Raw genomic sequence first — 14,258 nt, 5'->3', positions numbered from 1 at the left:
GGCCGTCACCCGGGCCGGCACAGCGGCCCTTCCACCTCCCGGCGTTTCTCCGGCCCCGCCAGCAGTTCGATGAGGGCGAGGGCGAAGTCCATGGCGGTGCCCGGGCCGGTGGAGGTGGCCACCTGGCCGTCCACCACCACCGGCTGATCCGTGAAGCGGGTGTCCGGCAGGTCCAGGGCGTTCACCACGCTGGGGTAGCCCGTGGCCGAGCGCCCCTGCAGCAGACCCGCTTCGCCGAGCACCTTGGGGGCGGCGCAGATGGCGCCCACGTAACGCCCCTCGGCGTGCATGCGCCGCAGCAGGGCGTGGATGCGGGGGTCGGCGTTGAGGCGGTCGGCGCCGCCGAGCCCGCCCGGGAGCACCACCAGATCGAAGGATTCCTCATGCACCTCCTCCAGCAGGGCGTCGGGGACCAGCACCACACCGCGGGAGCACTTCACCGGACCCGGTTCCAGGCCGGCGGTGACCACCTGGAATCCGGCCCGGCGCATGAGGTCGATCAGGGTGACGGCTTCGAGTTCTTCGCAGCCGGGGGCGAGGGGGACAAGGATGCGTGCCATTGGGGGATCTCCTCTTGTTGCCAGAGATAGCGGCTCACGGTGACCAGCTCGAACCCCTGGGCCTGCAGCCGGGGCAGCATCGCCTCCAGGGCCTCCAGGGTCTGGGGATGGGGATGGCCGATGCCCAGGGCGTGGCCGCGGGTACGGGCCAGGCGGGCCAGGTGTTCCAGCTGGCGGCGGGCGAAGCCCGCGTCATGGGGGCGGGCGTCCAGGAAGACGTCCCGCCGGGTGTTGCGCAGCCCCGCCCAGCGGGCCACCTGCTGGATGCGGGTCTGCACGTGGGTGCGGCTGTCCAGGACGTAGAGCCCGGGATCCCGGGCCAGCAGTTCGCTCATGATCCAGGCCAGGTGATGGGGCGAGCGGGACAGGCGGCTGCCCATGTGGTTGTTCATGCCCCGGGCCTGGGGCACCCGTGCCAGGGCCTGGCGCACCAGACGGCGCGTCTGGGCCTCGTTCAGACGGGTGCGGATGGCCCCGGGCCCTGGATCATGGTCACCATCCGCCTCCATGGGCAGGTGCAGCATCACCTCGTGGCCGTTTTCCTGCACCAGGTCACCCACCACGCCGGCGTAGGGGGTGAAGGGCAGCACCGCCACGGTGACCGGGGCGGGGAGGGCGGCGATGCGCCGCGCCGATTCCAGGTCGTTGCCCAGGTCGTCGATGACGATGGCGATGACGGGGGCCGCGCCGTCGCCGCCCCAGGCGGGGCCCCAGGCCGACCATGCCCACAGCGCCAGCAGCAGCACCCAGGCCGTGGCGGCACAGCGCGGGCGCGGCATGGCGCCGCGGCGGTTCATGGGCGGTCCGGTCCCATCCGCCGCACCGGTGTCTTCCCCATCAGCGCCGGGCCTGCAGGATGGTGAGCCCCTTGAGCAGGTTCAGGGCCTCATAGAGCTGGTAGTCCCGCACGGCCAGGGAGGCGGCCTTGTCCTCCTTGTCCTCTTCATCGGAGGCATCGCCCGCATCCTCGTTGGCGCCGGGCAGGTGGCCTTCCAGCTGGGACTCGGTGACCGGCTGCAGCACCGTGTCCTCCGCCTTGGCCAGGTTCACCTGTTCCAGCTGGATATCGGGCTGGATCCCGTCCGCCTGGATGGAACGGCCAGAGGGGGTGTAGTAGCGGGCCGTGGTGAGCTTCAGGGCCTTGCCCCCCTCCAGGGGCAAGATGGTCTGTACCGAGCCCTTGCCGAAGGTGGAGGTGCCGATGATGATGGCCCGCTCGTGGTCCTGCAGGGCGCCGGCGACGATCTCCGAGGCGGAGGCCGAGCCCTTGTTCACCAGCACCACCAGGGGCGCGCCGTCCAGGAGGTCCCCCGGCGAGGCGCTGTAGCGCAGCTTGGCTTCGTCCACCCGGCCCTCGGTGTAGACGATGAGCCCTTCCTTCAGGAAGGCATCGGAGACCCCCACGGCGCCGTTGAGCACGCCACCGGGGTTGTTGCGCAGGTCCAGCACCAAGCCCTTGAGCCCGCCGCTTTCCTTCTGCAGGGCCTTCAGTTCCTCCACCAGCATCTGTGCCGTGCGGGATTGGAAGGTGGTGATGCGCAGGTAGCCAAAGCCCGGCTCCAGCATCTCGCTGCGCACGCTGCGTACTCGGATGATGTCCCGGGTGATCTCCACCTCGAAGGGGGCGTCCTCGCCCTCGCGCATGATGGTGAGGGTAATCTTGCTGCCCTCGGGACCGCGCATGCGGTTCACCGCCTCCTGCAGGGACAGGCCCTTCACGGGGGTGTCGTCCAGGCGAATGATCAGGTCCCCGGCCTGGATGCCGGCGCGGCTGGCGGGGGTGTCGTCGATGGGGGCGATGACCTTGACGAAGCCGTCCTCCATGCCCACCTCCAGGCCCAGGCCGCCGAATTCGCCCTGGGTGCCGATGCGCAGTTCGGAGAACTCGTCCGGGGTGAGGTAGGTGGAGTGGGGGTCCAGGCCGTTGAGCATGCCACGGATGGCGTTCTCCAGGAGTTCGCTATCCTCCACCTCCTCCACGTAGTTGCGCTTGATGCGCATGTAGACATCGGTGAAGGTGCGCAGGTCCTCCAGGGGCAGGGCCTCGGGGACGGCGGCGTCCTGGCGCTCGGCCATGACACCAAAGGACAGGCTGAGCGTGACCCCCAGGATCACGCCCAACAGCAGGCCGATGCCTGCCCGGGTTTGCATTCTCATCATCATTCACTCCACGGACTGAGCCGTTCCCGCAGGCTTTGGTTATCCCCGTATCGCGGGCCATATCGCGGGGTTCAACGGGTAAAGCCTATCATTGGGCGCTTAGAGTCGCACCACCTTAGGGGGTTCACGGGGGCCCCGTCGTGGCGGATCTCGAAGTAGGTCCCCTCCCTGCGGCCGCCGCCGGCGGCGCGGGCGATGACCTCTCCCGCCTGCACCCAGTCCCCGGGGCTGTGGTAGAGGGTCTCGTTGTCGCCATAGAGGGTCATGTAGCCGTCGCCGTGGTCCAGGATCACCAGCATACCGTAGCCCCGCATCCAGTCGGCGAAGGCCACCCGGCCGGGATGCACGGCATGCACCGGGTCCCCCGGGTCGGCCTTCAGGATCACCCCGCGGCGGCGGTGTTCGCCATCCGTCACGCCGTCTTCGTCGAAGCCCCGCAGCACTTCCCCGGCGGTGGGGAAGGGCAGGCGGCCCCGGCGCTGTGCGAACGGGTGGTCCATGAGGGAGCGGTCCGGGATGTCGCTCAGGGTGGCATCCAGGGTCTCGATCAGTTCCTCCAGGGCCTTGCGGCCGGCCTGCAGTCCTTGCAGGCGTTCCCCGGCCGCCTCGATCTCGGCCTCCAGGGCCGCCACGGCCTCGGCCCGCTTGCGGCGGGCCGCCTCCAGGGCCTTGAGGCGATCGGTGCGCTCCGCCCGCTGGCGGGCCTGGCGCGCCTGCAGGGCCTGCAGTTCGGCGCGGGCCTGTTCCAGCCCCGCCAGGGCCTGGCGCGTGGCCTCGATGCGTGCCTCCCGGGCATGCACATAATGGCGGTGATAGGCCATCATGCGCCCCAGACGGGCCGGGTCCTCCTGCTGCAGCAGGACCTTCAGGGGACCGCCCCGGCCGTTCTGGTAGGCACTGCGCAGCAGCGCCGCCAGGATCTCACGGTGGCCCTGCAGCCGCACCCGGGCCTCGTCGGCCCGCACCCGGACCGCCTCCAGCCGCTGCTGCGTCTTGCGCAACTCGGCCTCGCTTTGGGCCAGGGCCTGGCCGGCCCGGTTCAGGTCCTTCTCGGAGGCGCGCAGGGCCGCCTCCAGGCGCCCGCGTTCGCCCCGGGCCGCCTCCAGACGGGATTGCAGCCGGCCGATGGCCTCCTGCACCGCCTCCAGCCGCCGGGCCGCCTCTTCCCGCTCGTCGGCCGCCCAGACGGGGGCGCAGCACAGGGCCGCCAGGAGGGTGGCCCAGGCCGTGCGCATTGCAATCCGTTTGATAAAGATCATAATCGCTTCATGGAGTGCTAATATACAAATTCATCCACCGGCCCAACGGGATTCCATTGTCCAGGTCCAGAGCGCATACCAACACGAACCATCCCATGTCGCCCGAACCCCAGACCGATACCGATCTCATGAACCGGGAGGAGGACATCGAACGCGCCTCCCGCTCCCTGAAGGCCATGGCGCATCCCCTGCGCCTGAAGATCCTCTGCGTCCTGGGGGACCGGGAGGTGAGTGTCCAGGAGATCGTGGACCGTGTCGGCACCTCCCAGAGCAACATCTCGCAGCACCTGGCCATCCTGCGGGACAAGGGTATCCTCATGGCCCGCAAGGATGCCAACCGGGTCTACTATCGTGTGGGGGACGGGCGCACCCTGCGCCTGATCGGCATGATGCAGGACGTCTTCTGCCGCACCCTGTAACCCGCCCGCACCGGCTTGCCGGGCCGGGCGCGACGGGTCAGAATGCGCCCCTCCCGTTGACGCAACCGTCCCGAGCGATTCATGGACCAATATCTGGAATTTGTGGGCAATCATCCCCTGCTGGTGGGCCTGCTGGTGGCCGTCGCCGTGGCCATCGTCTACACCGAGTTCGCGCGCCTGACGCGCAAGTATGGGGTACTGGGGCCGGCGGAGGCGGTGCAGGTGATGAACCGCGAACCCTCCCTGGTGCTGGATGTGCGCAGCGATGCCGAAGCCCGCAAGGGTGGACGCATCAGCGGCGCACGCCATATCCCGATGAACCGGCTCAAGGACCGCCTGAGCGAACTGGACAAGCACAAGGACAAGCACGTCATCGTCTACTGCGAGAACGGCAGCCGTTCCGCCCAGGCCTGCAACACCCTGACCAAGAACGGGTTCGAGAAGGTGAGCAACCTGCAGGGCGGGATCAACGCCTGGCAGGCCGCCAACCTGCCCCTGTCGAAGAAATAGGATCCCGGCCATGGACGATGCCCCCGGCGATGCCGTGCCCGTGGTGATGTACGCCACCGGCGGCTGTGTCTTCTGCCTCCTGGCCCGCAGGCTGCTCAAGAAGAAGGGCGTCGCCTTCCAGGAGATCCGGGTGGACCGGGATCCGGAACAGTGGGACGTGATGGAGGCCCGCTCCGGGCGCCACACCGTGCCCCAGGTCTTCGCCGGCGAGCGCCACCTGGGCGGATACAGCGATCTGGCCGCCCTGGACCGCGCGGGCGAACTGGATGCCGCCCTGGGGCTTTCCCGCCCGGGCGGCTGAAGATCCCGGAAAAGTCATGGTCCTGTTGCTGTCCCGCCTAGTATGATGGCGCGCGGCGATCCCATCATCCCGATGACGGAGTGGACATGACCGAAAACACAGCATCCGGCGCGCGCCTCGACGGCGCCGCCCAGGGTCAGCAGGCCCAGCAGGAATTCGGCCTGCAGAAGATCTATACCAAGGACATCTCCTTCGAGGCCCCCAACACCCCTGAGGTGTTCCTCGGGGAGTGGAAGCCGGAGACCAACGTCCAGCTCAATACCCAATCCCGGGCCCTGAAGGATCCCGGTGTCTATGAGGTGGAGCTGACCCTGACGGTGACCACCCAGTCCCAGGGCAAGACGGCCTACCTGGTGGAGGTGAAGCAGTCGGGGATCTTCCTGCTGCGGGGCATCCCGGAGGACCAGCAGGGTCCTCTGCTGTCCGCCTACTGCCCCAATATCCTCTTCCCCTTCGCCCGTGAGGCGGTATCCGATCTGGTCACCCGGGGCGGCTTCCCGCAGCTGCTGCTGGCGCCGGTGAACTTCGACGCCCTCTATGCCCAGCGCCTGCGGGAACGCCAGGCGGCCCGGGGGGACGGCGACGACCGCGCCACGCCCGCCAACTGACACCGCCATGGCCGTGAGCCCGATGCACGACGTGGCCGTGGTGGGGGCCGGTTCCTGGGGGACCGCCCTGGCCATCCATCTCGCCCGCAAGGGGCTGGACGTGGGCCTGTGGGGGCGCGACGCCGCCCAGGTGGCGGCCATGGCCGCCGAGGGCCGCAACGCCCGCTACCTGCCGGACTGCCCCTTCCCGCCGGGGCTGCACCCCGAGACGGACCTGGAGGCCCTGGTGGGCCGTGCCCGCCGGGTGCTCCTGGCGGTGCCCAGCGGCGGCTTTCGCGAGACCCTGGCGCGCATCGCCCCGGGGCTGGGCCCCGGCGGGCTGGTGTGGGCCACCAAGGGGCTGGACGAGGCCAGCACCCGCTGGCTGCACCAACTGGCCCAGGAGATCCTGCCCGTCACGGTCCCCTGGGGGGTGGCCTCGGGGCCTTCGTTCGCCGGCGAGGTGGCCCGCGGCCTGCCCACGGCCCTGACCCTGGCCTCCCCGGATGCGGACTTCGCCGAGGCGGCCCGGGACTGGCTCGCCGGCGGCACCCTGCGGGTCTACACCAGCGACGACGTGGTGGGGGTGCAACTGGGCGGGGCCTTCAAGAACGTCCTGGCCATCGCCGCCGGCGTTTCCGATGGCCTGGGCTTTGGTGCCAACGCCCGCGCCGCCCTGATCACCCGCGGCCTGGCCGAGCTCATGCGCCTGGGGGAGGCCGCCGGCGCCCGCAGCGAGACCCTCATGGGCCTCTCCGGCGTGGGGGATCTGGTGCTCACCTGCACCGACGATCAGTCCCGCAATCGCCGCCTGGGCCTGGCCCTGGGCCGGGGGCAATCCCGGGAGGCGGCCATGGCCGCCATCGGTCAGGCGGTGGAGGGGGCGCGCACGGCCCGCATGGCCGTGGCCAAGGCGGACGAACTGGGGGTGGACATGCCCATCTGCCAGCGGGTCTACCGCATCCTCTACGAGGACCTGCCCCCCACCCGGGCGGTGGAGGAACTGCTCAGCCGGGACCCCAAGCCGGAGTTCTGAGCGGCGGCCGTGGGGCCTCCGCCCGCGCCCCGCGAAGCCGAGCCTCAGGCCCGCCCCCGGTAGCCGCACTGGCGCCAGGCCTCGTAGACCGTCACCGCCACGGCATTGGAGAGGTTGATGCTGCGGCTGCCGGGGACCATGGGGATGCGCAGGCGCTGTTCGGGGGGGATGTGCGCCAGCACGTCCTCCGGCAGGCCCCGGGTCTCGGGGCCGAAGAGCAGGGCGTCGCCGGGTCTGAACCCGCAGGCGTCCAGGGCGCGGCCGCCCCGGGTGGTCAAGGCCAGCAGGCGCGCCGGGGCCACGGCTTCCGAGAAGGCCCCCAGGCTGTCATACTCCGTCACCGACGAAAGATCCCGGTAGTCCAGCCCGGCGCGGCGCAGGCGCGCGTCGTCCAGGGTGAATCCCAGCGGATGGATCAGGTGCAGCCGGCAGCCCGTGTTGGCCGCCAGGCGCATGACGTTGCCGGTATTGGGCGGGATCTCCGGTTGATACAGGACGATGTGAAACATGCCACTCGATACCCCTCATACCCAGGCGCTGGCCGTGGATTTCTGCGGGCTTTCCTTCGCCTCCCCCCTGGTGCTGCTCTCCGGCTGCGTCGGTTTCGGCGAGGAGTATACCCGCGTCGCGGGCTTCTCCAACCGGCAGGTGGGGGCGGTCTGCCTCAAGGGGACCACCGGCGATCCGCGCCCCGGCAACCGGCCCCACCGCATCTATGAGACCCCCCACGGCATGCTCAACGCCATCGGCCTGCAGAACCCCGGGGTGGATCACGTGGTGGACGCCATCCTGCCGCAGCTGGATTTCGACGAGACCCGCTTCATCGCCAATGTCTCCGGCTCCACCATCGAGGAGTACATCCGCGTCACCGAGCGCTTCGACGACTCCCCCGTGGACGCCATCGAGATCAACATCTCCTGCCCCAACGTGAAGGAGGGCGGGGTGGCCTTCGGCAACGATCCGGACATGTCCGCCCGGGTGGTGGAGGCCTGCCGCCGGGCGACGCGCAAGCCCCTGATCACCAAGCTCTCCCCCAACCAGACGGACATCGCCGAGAGCGCCCGGCGCTGCATCGAGGCGGGCACCGACGCCCTCTCGGCCATCAACACCCTCATGGGCATGGCCATCGACGTGGAGCGTCGCCGCCCGGTGCTGGGCAACAACCAGGGGGGGCTCTCGGGGCCCGCCATCAAGCCCGTGGCCCTGCTGCGGGTGCATCAGGTGTATCAGGTGGCCCGGCCCCACGGCATCCCCATCATCGGCCAGGGGGGCGTCACCGGCCCGGAGGATGCCATCGAGTTCCTGCTGGCGGGGGCCACGGCGGTGGGCGTGGGCACCGGGCTGTTCTACGACCCCCTGGTGTGCGGGCGCATCAACCGGGGCATCGCCGACTACATGGCGCGCCACGGCTTCGAGCGGGTCTCCCAGCTCACCGGCGCCCTGGAGCTCAACGGCTGACGACGCCCCCGGGGTCCGGTCCCCAACCCTTCAGCGCCCCAGGCAGGTGATCACCACCTCGCGCTCATGCCGGCCCGTGCGGTGCTCCCAGAGGAAGATCCCCTGCCAGGTGCCCAGGGCCAGGCGGCCGTCGGAGAAGGGGACGCTGAGGCCCGCGCCGGTGAGCACGCTGCGGATGTGGGCGGACATGTCATCGGGCCCCTCCATGGCGTGGGCGTACTGGGGATCGCCGTCGGGCACGCTGCGGGCCATGTGGCCCTCCAGGTCTTGCAGCACCGTGGGGTCGGCGTTCTCCGTGATGGTGAGCGAGGCGCTGGTGTGGCGGCAGAAGCAGTGGCACAGCCCCGTGCCCATGCCGGAGGCGGAGACGACCCCGGCCACCTGGCGGGTGATCTCCCGGGGGCCGCGGCCCCCGGGTTCGATGCGGATCAGCTGCTGGAAGATGTCCATGGCGATGCACTCGTGCTGGGGCCTGGGATCGCGGTCGGGGTTGTCGCGCAGATGGGGGCCGACGGCCCGCCCGAGCCGCACCCTCGGCCCCGGGGGTGTTGTCCTGGCTAAGGTTATGCTTTGATAGGCATACTGCCAAGCCACATCCATGGATCCGGAACCCCTTGCGCGAAGGACATCCCCTCATCCCCGGCGCCGCCACCCGCGCCGCCACCCAGGCCTACGCCGAGGCCCATCAGCGCACCGGTGACGTGGCCGAGGGGCACTACAGCGACTTCCCCCGGGAGCACCTGCAGCTGTCCAGCCTGGGCGTGGGCAGCTTCGGCGGTGAACCCAGCCCCGCCGTGGACGCCCGTATCGGCGCCCTCGTGGCCCGGGCCCTGGGGGCCGGCATCAACGTCATCGACACCGGCGCCCACTACCGCTACGGCCGCTCCCTGGCCGCCGTGGGGGCCGGGGTACGCACCGCCCTGGAGGCCGGCGTGCCCCGGGAGGCCATGTTTCTGGTCTCCAAGGGCGGCTTTCTCACCCTGCGCGGCGGTCCGCCCCCGGACATGGCCCAGTGGTTCGACCAGGAGATCACCGCCCAGGGCCTGGGCAGCCGCGAGCAACTGGCCAAGGGCGCCCACCTGCTCACCCCCGAGTACCTGAACTACCAGCTGGAACTTTCGCGCCACCTCATGGGCGTGGAAACCCTGGACGCCTTCCTGGTGGACCAACCCGAGGTCCACATCCCCGAGCGCGGCAAGGAGGCCACCCTGCAGCAACTGGAGCCCGTGTTCGAAATGCTCGAACGCGCCGTGCAGGAAGGCCGCATCCGCCGCTACGGCCTCTCCACCTTCGAGGGCTTTCGCGTGGAGACCGACGCCCCCCTGTTCCTCTCCCTCACCTCCCTGGTGGGCCTGGCTGAACGTGCCGCCCGCAGCGTCACCGGCGACCCCCAAGCCCGACATCATTTCAAACTGGTGATGATGCCCTTCAACCAGGTGATGCTGGAGGGCTTCACCCGCTTCAACACCGCCACCGGCCAGGGCAACGTGGCCTCCCCCATCCAGGCCGCCCATCAGCTCCAACTCTATGTGATGGCATCCCACTCTCTGCTCAAGGGCCACCTGGCCACCCAGTGCGTGGACACCGTCACCCGAGCCCTGAACGACCTGCCCAATCCTGCCCAAAGAGCGCTGCAGTTCAACCGATCCACACCCGGCGTGGGCACGAGCCTGGTTGGCATCAGCACCCCGGAGCACCTAGAGGATGTGCTGGCCGTGGCGGGGTTGCCGTTGATGGCGAGGCAAGCTTACTTGGGGATGTATGAACGGGTGGGGGAGTGAGGGGGTTGGGGAGAGATTTGATGCAGTCCCAGTCCAACGTTTCACTCCATTCCGTGTGTGCCAACTTATACAGAATTTGTATAGCTGTCCATGACCTGGAGGTACTGCCAGGGCTTCAGGTTAGGGGATTCGCCCGCCTTGAGTAGATAGCCCGAGACGTCGTCAGGGGTGAGGGAGGCCAGTCGTCGGCGCGGGAAAGCACGGATGAACTGCTCCGCCCGAATCCGGTACCAGCGCACCGATTCCGGCTTGATTCCTTTTTGAATCAGATGTTTGCTAAAGCGGGACCAGAAAACGCGCTCTTTGTCCGTAAGAGGAGGGTTGGCCATGTCCTTGGCTCCAATCAGGGTCTGACGAAACGGTACCGGGATGGTGCAATACTTTGGGGATGGGTGGCAAGGTCTGAAGGATTGCAGGCATGCTATACAGAATCCGTCTTTCCTGGGGAAGGCCGATTCTGTCGAATATACTGTTAGCCCTGAACTTAGTAGGAGAAGATGGATGGCGACAACGATTTCAGTGTTTAATAACAAAGGTGGGGTCGGGAAGACGTCGATAATTTGGAATCTTGCCGTTTCGCTTGCGGACAAAGATCTCAGCGTTCTGTTAGTGGACTTTGACCCTCAGTGCAATCTGTCGATTGCTTGCCTAGGAGATGAAGAGTTTTCGGAGCTTCTGGAATCGACGGATGAGCGCCCATTTGGCGAGACAATAAAAGCATTTGCATTGCCGTATATCCAACAGAATAGAATGGGTGATGTTTACACGTATTTGCCGAAGACCGAACCCACAAATGGCACTCTTCATCTCGCGCCTGGGGACTTCTGGCTAAACACATTTTCGGACATCTTGAATGTCGGCACCGATGTCATTAGTGGCTCGGGGTTGTATCGCTTTATACTTCCTGAGTTGATTGCTCAGGAGGCGGAGCGCGTAAATGGTATCGAGTATGATTATGTGTTAATCGATTTGCCGCCCTCATTCAATACGTTAGTTCGCTCTGCGCTATATTGCTCTGACTATTATCTTGTCCCATGTACTCCCGACCTTTTCTCGGCCTATTGCATAGGCCTAATCGGGGAAATGCTGCCGTCGTTTATTCGCGACTGGGAACAAGGTAAGGAGCGATATTTGGAAGGAAACCCTCGAGACAACGTGATTGGTGAAAAGGGAGTTCCTAAATTTGGTGGCTGGATCTTTAATGGCTTTGATACACGGAAGCGAGATGGCGTTAAGCATGAAGTTGGGGCCGATGCTGAACACCACCGCTCGATTAGCCGGGCAATCAGAGATCGCATGCTCCCCCAACTTCACTCTATTCGTTCCTACGGCGCTGTCCCGGATTTCGTCGATATCGAACCTGTCGCTGCGATAGAAGATCTGAACGTAATGGCGCCCGATAGCATTATTCAAAATGTGCCTATCCGGTATCTATCCGAATTTCGGCCAACAAATGCTCTTAGAGGTCGCGGACAGTGGGCACCGAATCAGATTGAACTAATGAATGAAATGGCCGACGAGTACGATGGTTTAGCCCAGCATATCATAGATAACTTCTAGGCTAACAAGTGCATGCAGCCGATGCGCTAAGCGCACGGCTGATGCTGCCGTTGGGCCGATTGAATATGAGAGACGTAGAGGTAAATTTCTATTTGGACTGGGTTTCGGAGCGCCGCCAAGAGCTTTCTCATCTTGGTTACGAGGTTTCGTCGCGACCTGATGAGGATGTTGTCCACATATATTTGAACTTGCAAAAGCGTTTAGTCGAGCCAAAGCCCAGGCAAATTCATCGTTCGAAAGAATTTCAATGCCCGGCTGAATTACAACAAGGTTTATCCTGTATCGAATCCGCAATCCGGAACGGAGACGATCTCACACCTTACTTGAGCAGACTTATCAAGCGGGCCGACTATGATGATCCTCTTCTGAATCATTGGGGGATCCATCATCTTCATCTGGGTGCGAGGGTAGACTCTGATCATTTTGTAGAGAGAACAGGACCTCTTCTTTTTGTAAGGTTCGACTCAAAGTGCGCCTATCTGATTAATATTTTCTCGCATGGGGCATGGGCTATGCAGGATATGATTCGTATCTTGCATGAGAATTGGCCTGAGAGCATTGAGTCGTATCGACTGAATGGCGTTATTGGCTTGACAAGGAGTGTGAGTGATCAAGATGTTAAGGTGCTGCGCAGGAAAAATATTAATACCTTTGTTGAGATCGGTCCAAATATTGTGTACGCGCCAATTGGCGGTGGTGCTGCTTCGTCTGGAATCAGTGTTGACGTCGTGAGACAAGCTGATTACATAAAAGATCAGCTGGAATCAATGGAGCAGGCAGTTGTAGAAAATATTGAGCAAATTGCCGATAAAGCTCGTGAGAAAGGTATCATGCTGCCAGATAAACCCCGCTTCGAGCTAAAAGAGCAGGATGGTAGGTCTTACGCGGTAGAAGTGCATACGAAGATTGGGGTACCACTTTAAAGGGGTTCTTTGGGTAAGGCCCAACAATGCCATCCAGCCGGCGCTCGTACCTCGCGCGTCTGATGACTGGCGTTAGCTGCCTAGAGGAAAAATGAAACTCTCGAAATCAAAAATCGACCGAGCTGGTGTCGGCCTCGCGAAGGAGAACTACCGAGACGCTGATGAATGGATCGAGTATGAATACATTCTCGATGAGTACCGAAAAGCCCATCTGCAGCCGCTTACAGAAACGACACTTGAATTGCAGCAATGGTTGACTGGTTATGAGTCTGATTACTACGTCGCTCAGCGTCTCAAGAGGAAGCCCCAAATCACCCGCAAATTGGGGCGGCTTAGTGTTCGCCTCACCCAGCTGCAAGATATCGGAGGCTGCCGGATAATCGTCGAGAAGAATGCTGACGTTGATCGGCTGCTCAACTTCATCGAACAACGCGTTGCGGAGCAATCCAGCTTGTCAATTGACAAGATTACTGATTACCGCGATCGGGGAAGAGATGTCACTGGTTATCGGTCCCTGCACATCCTGCTTTCTCGGGGGGGATACAAACTCGAATTGCAGGTGCGAAGCCGGATTCAACACTATTGGTCCGAAAGCATTGAGCGGACGTCTGTTGTGTACGGCCATTACCTGAAGGAAAGCGAAGGCGATCCGGCCGTCATTGGTTACTTCCAACGGCTATCTGATGCGTTCTTCGAACTTGAGTCGGGACGCGAGCCTTCCGCAAAGGAAAGGCTCGAGATTGACGAACTGAAGATACAAAGCGAAGCGATTATCGCGGCCTCAGAAAAGGGGCGTGTGTTAAGCAGTCATGTGAATGAAGGGATTATCAAAACGCTGGTTGAGAAGGAAACCAGAAACCCCAATCCAATCAATAACTGGATCATAATTTTTGATTGGAGTACTGGGGCTTTTGTTTCATGGGACATCGTCGGGCGAAGCCCCGAAGAAGCGATGGATGCATACGTCAGGAACGAGAACCTGTACCCAGTCGACAAGGACTTCGAGGTGGTGTTAATCGGATCTTCGAAGATTGCAACCGTCCGACGTACGCATAGCCACTATTTCGGGATCGAAACCTATGACAATGTGTTGGAGAACATAGAAGAATCAATCATCGGATTCTCCAAGCGAATGGATATTGATGTTGGAGCTCGACAGATCCTGCTAAAGCTCCACACAAAGCACTTCTGGGGTGATAAGGGGGTGGCAACGAGCACATTGAAGAATCACTTTTGTCAAAACGTTCTGACGTTCGATTCATCTTTAGAGGTTTTGCTGCAGAAGGGTTTGGTGTATCAGAACGGCCCAAACGGCCCAGTGTCGCTTAATATCAAGATGCGAAATGAAGTCGAGCAGTACGTCTAGCCCGGCAGCTAATATACTCCTGAATTCAGGGGCCAATATCGCCAAGGGGTTTCTCAAGCACCTTACTGAACAGGAAGGCCAGCGCGTTCAAGGCTTGCTTCTGAGTACTAATGGAGACATTGCGTGTGACCGCAAGATACTGGAGGAAATCAGCCACCTGAGCACCACCCAGACTGGAAGGCGCCTGTCCATCGCAATGGTGGATGAATCTGCAGATCCAGCCCATATAGGATTTTTCCGTCCCCCCCCCTGTCAGGATAAGTGTCGTCTGGTTTGATAGAGTATTTAAAACACCCAGGGGGCGAGAGAGGAGCGCCCAAGATGCCACGATATCCTGA

The 14,258-nt window shown here is 63.9% G+C and carries 18 protein-coding genes; 10 read left to right on the top strand and 8 right to left on the bottom strand.

All coding sequences use genetic code 11. The features are described 5' to 3' along the window. Positions 1–5: 5 nt before the first annotated feature. The 4 genes from BM214_RS11185 to BM214_RS11170 form a co-directional block, all read right to left on the bottom strand. Positions 6–560 carry a DJ-1 family glyoxalase III gene (locus tag BM214_RS11185; RefSeq protein WP_090487165.1) on the bottom strand — a complete coding sequence of 185 codons (555 nt, stop codon included), beginning with the start codon at positions 558–560 and terminating at the stop codon, positions 6–8. Then, on the bottom strand, positions 500–1,357 hold the full coding sequence (locus tag BM214_RS11180; RefSeq protein WP_090487162.1) for a divergent polysaccharide deacetylase family protein: 858 nt from the start codon (positions 1,355–1,357) through the stop codon (positions 500–502). The genes BM214_RS11185 and BM214_RS11180 overlap by 61 nt, the downstream gene beginning before the upstream one ends. A gap of 40 nt (positions 1,358–1,397) precedes the next feature. Further along, entirely contained in the window at positions 1,398–2,717 is a 1,320-nt protein-coding gene (locus BM214_RS11175; protein WP_090487248.1) for a S41 family peptidase, read from the bottom strand. A 74-nt stretch (positions 2,718–2,791) separates the two neighbouring features. Further along, a complete protein-coding gene (locus BM214_RS11170) occupies positions 2,792–3,955 on the bottom strand; it encodes a murein hydrolase activator EnvC family protein (RefSeq protein WP_244887983.1) in 1,164 nt (387 codons plus the stop codon). Between the two features lie 119 nt (positions 3,956–4,074). Between BM214_RS11170 and BM214_RS11165 the strand changes: the two genes are divergently transcribed. The 5 genes from BM214_RS11165 to BM214_RS11145 all read left to right on the top strand — a co-directional run bounded on the left by BM214_RS11165 (position 4,075) and on the right by BM214_RS11145 (position 6,832). Beyond that, a complete protein-coding gene (locus BM214_RS11165; protein ID WP_090487156.1) occupies positions 4,075–4,398 on the top strand; it encodes an ArsR/SmtB family transcription factor in 324 nt (107 codons plus the stop codon). Between the two features lie 81 nt (positions 4,399–4,479). Continuing rightward, positions 4,480–4,908 (top strand): rhodanese-like domain-containing protein, encoded by a 429-nt coding sequence (locus BM214_RS11160; protein ID WP_090487153.1) that lies wholly within the window; start codon positions 4,480–4,482, stop codon positions 4,906–4,908. 10 nt (positions 4,909–4,918) lie between these two features. Further along, the gene (gene grxC / locus BM214_RS11155) at positions 4,919–5,209 is read left to right on the top strand and encodes a glutaredoxin 3 (protein WP_090487150.1); all 291 of its coding nucleotides are present in this window, start codon (positions 4,919–4,921) and stop codon (positions 5,207–5,209) included. Positions 5,210–5,295: 86 nt separating this feature from the next. Continuing rightward, positions 5,296–5,817: a protein-export chaperone SecB gene (secB, locus tag BM214_RS11150; protein ID WP_090487147.1), complete on the top strand. Its 522-nt coding sequence runs from the start codon at positions 5,296–5,298 to the stop codon at positions 5,815–5,817. 7 nt (positions 5,818–5,824) lie between these two features. Further along, positions 5,825–6,832, top strand: coding sequence for an NAD(P)H-dependent glycerol-3-phosphate dehydrogenase (locus BM214_RS11145; protein WP_090487144.1), 1,008 nt, complete (start codon positions 5,825–5,827; stop codon positions 6,830–6,832). Between the two features lie 44 nt (positions 6,833–6,876). Here BM214_RS11145 and BM214_RS11140 read toward each other — a convergent pair whose 3' ends face one another. Further along, the gene (locus tag BM214_RS11140) at positions 6,877–7,341 is read right to left on the bottom strand and encodes a tRNA (cytidine(34)-2'-O)-methyltransferase (RefSeq protein ID WP_090487141.1); all 465 of its coding nucleotides are present in this window, start codon (positions 7,339–7,341) and stop codon (positions 6,877–6,879) included. Between BM214_RS11140 and BM214_RS11135 the strand changes: the two genes are divergently transcribed. Beyond that, a complete protein-coding gene (locus BM214_RS11135) occupies positions 7,340–8,290 on the top strand; it encodes a dihydroorotate dehydrogenase (RefSeq protein ID WP_090487138.1) in 951 nt (316 codons plus the stop codon). The genes BM214_RS11140 and BM214_RS11135 overlap by 2 nt on opposite strands. Positions 8,291–8,320: 30 nt before the next feature. Here BM214_RS11135 and BM214_RS11130 read toward each other — a convergent pair whose 3' ends face one another. Next, positions 8,321–8,740 (bottom strand): secondary thiamine-phosphate synthase enzyme YjbQ, encoded by a 420-nt coding sequence (locus BM214_RS11130; RefSeq protein ID WP_090487245.1) that lies wholly within the window; start codon positions 8,738–8,740, stop codon positions 8,321–8,323. Between the two features lie 164 nt (positions 8,741–8,904). Between BM214_RS11130 and BM214_RS11125 the strand changes: the two genes are divergently transcribed. Next, entirely contained in the window at positions 8,905–10,071 is a 1,167-nt protein-coding gene (locus BM214_RS11125; RefSeq protein ID WP_090487135.1) for an aldo/keto reductase, read from the top strand. Positions 10,072–10,136: 65 nt separating this feature from the next. Here BM214_RS11125 and BM214_RS12445 read toward each other — a convergent pair whose 3' ends face one another. Then, positions 10,137–10,400: an integrase gene (locus tag BM214_RS12445; protein ID WP_143096389.1), complete on the bottom strand. Its 264-nt coding sequence runs from the start codon at positions 10,398–10,400 to the stop codon at positions 10,137–10,139. A gap of 172 nt (positions 10,401–10,572) precedes the next feature. Between BM214_RS12445 and BM214_RS11120 the strand changes: the two genes are divergently transcribed. The 3 genes from BM214_RS11120 to BM214_RS11115 all read left to right on the top strand — a co-directional run bounded on the left by BM214_RS11120 (position 10,573) and on the right by BM214_RS11115 (position 13,920). Beyond that, on the top strand, positions 10,573–11,631 hold the full coding sequence (locus tag BM214_RS11120; protein ID WP_090487132.1) for a ParA family protein: 1,059 nt from the start codon (positions 10,573–10,575) through the stop codon (positions 11,629–11,631). Between the two features lie 8 nt (positions 11,632–11,639). After that, on the top strand, positions 11,640–12,554 hold the full coding sequence (locus tag BM214_RS12440) for a hypothetical protein (protein ID WP_143096388.1): 915 nt from the start codon (positions 11,640–11,642) through the stop codon (positions 12,552–12,554). A 91-nt stretch (positions 12,555–12,645) separates the two neighbouring features. Then, positions 12,646–13,920 (top strand): RelA/SpoT domain-containing protein, encoded by a 1,275-nt coding sequence (locus BM214_RS11115; protein ID WP_090487129.1) that lies wholly within the window; start codon positions 12,646–12,648, stop codon positions 13,918–13,920. 25 nt (positions 13,921–13,945) lie between these two features. On the opposite strand, the gene BM214_RS12595 is transcribed toward BM214_RS11115, so the two are convergent. After that, on the bottom strand, positions 13,946–14,258 hold a 313-nt coding region (locus tag BM214_RS12595; RefSeq protein WP_218149065.1), incomplete at its 5' end, for a site-specific integrase.

This window comes from Ectothiorhodospira mobilis (assembly GCF_900114895.1).
Lineage (GTDB): Bacteria > Pseudomonadota > Gammaproteobacteria > Ectothiorhodospirales > Ectothiorhodospiraceae > Ectothiorhodospira > Ectothiorhodospira mobilis_A.
Note: the sequence above shows the minus strand (reverse complement) of the source record. Positions and strands in the feature narration are given on the sequence as shown.

Excerpts from the sequence above, each read along its gene's own strand:
- BM214_RS11185 (WP_090487165.1), bottom strand. The coding sequence starts at position 560 with ATGGCACGCATCCTTGTCCCCCTCGCCCCCGGCTGCGAAGAACTCGAA.
- BM214_RS11180 (WP_090487162.1), bottom strand. The coding sequence starts at position 1,357 with ATGAACCGCCGCGGCGCCATGCCGCGCCCGCGCTGTGCCGCCACGGCC.
- BM214_RS11175 (WP_090487248.1), bottom strand. The coding sequence starts at position 2,717 with ATGAGAATGCAAACCCGGGCAGGCATCGGCCTGCTGTTGGGCGTGATC.
- BM214_RS11170 (WP_244887983.1), bottom strand. The coding sequence starts at position 3,955 with ATGCGCACGGCCTGGGCCACCCTCCTGGCGGCCCTGTGCTGCGCCCCC.
- BM214_RS11165 (WP_090487156.1), top strand. The coding sequence starts at position 4,075 with ATGTCGCCCGAACCCCAGACCGATACCGATCTCATGAACCGGGAGGAG.
- BM214_RS11160 (WP_090487153.1), top strand. The coding sequence starts at position 4,480 with ATGGACCAATATCTGGAATTTGTGGGCAATCATCCCCTGCTGGTGGGC.
- grxC (WP_090487150.1), top strand. The coding sequence starts at position 4,919 with ATGGACGATGCCCCCGGCGATGCCGTGCCCGTGGTGATGTACGCCACC.
- secB (WP_090487147.1), top strand. The coding sequence starts at position 5,296 with ATGACCGAAAACACAGCATCCGGCGCGCGCCTCGACGGCGCCGCCCAG.
- BM214_RS11145 (WP_090487144.1), top strand. The coding sequence starts at position 5,825 with ATGGCCGTGAGCCCGATGCACGACGTGGCCGTGGTGGGGGCCGGTTCC.
- BM214_RS11135 (WP_090487138.1), top strand. The coding sequence starts at position 7,340 with ATGCCACTCGATACCCCTCATACCCAGGCGCTGGCCGTGGATTTCTGC.
- BM214_RS11140 (WP_090487141.1), bottom strand. The coding sequence starts at position 7,341 with ATGTTTCACATCGTCCTGTATCAACCGGAGATCCCGCCCAATACCGGC.
- BM214_RS11130 (WP_090487245.1), bottom strand. The coding sequence starts at position 8,740 with ATGGACATCTTCCAGCAGCTGATCCGCATCGAACCCGGGGGCCGCGGC.
- BM214_RS12445 (WP_143096389.1), bottom strand. The coding sequence starts at position 10,400 with ATGGCCAACCCTCCTCTTACGGACAAAGAGCGCGTTTTCTGGTCCCGC.
- BM214_RS11120 (WP_090487132.1), top strand. The coding sequence starts at position 10,573 with ATGGCGACAACGATTTCAGTGTTTAATAACAAAGGTGGGGTCGGGAAG.
- BM214_RS11115 (WP_090487129.1), top strand. The coding sequence starts at position 12,646 with ATGAAACTCTCGAAATCAAAAATCGACCGAGCTGGTGTCGGCCTCGCG.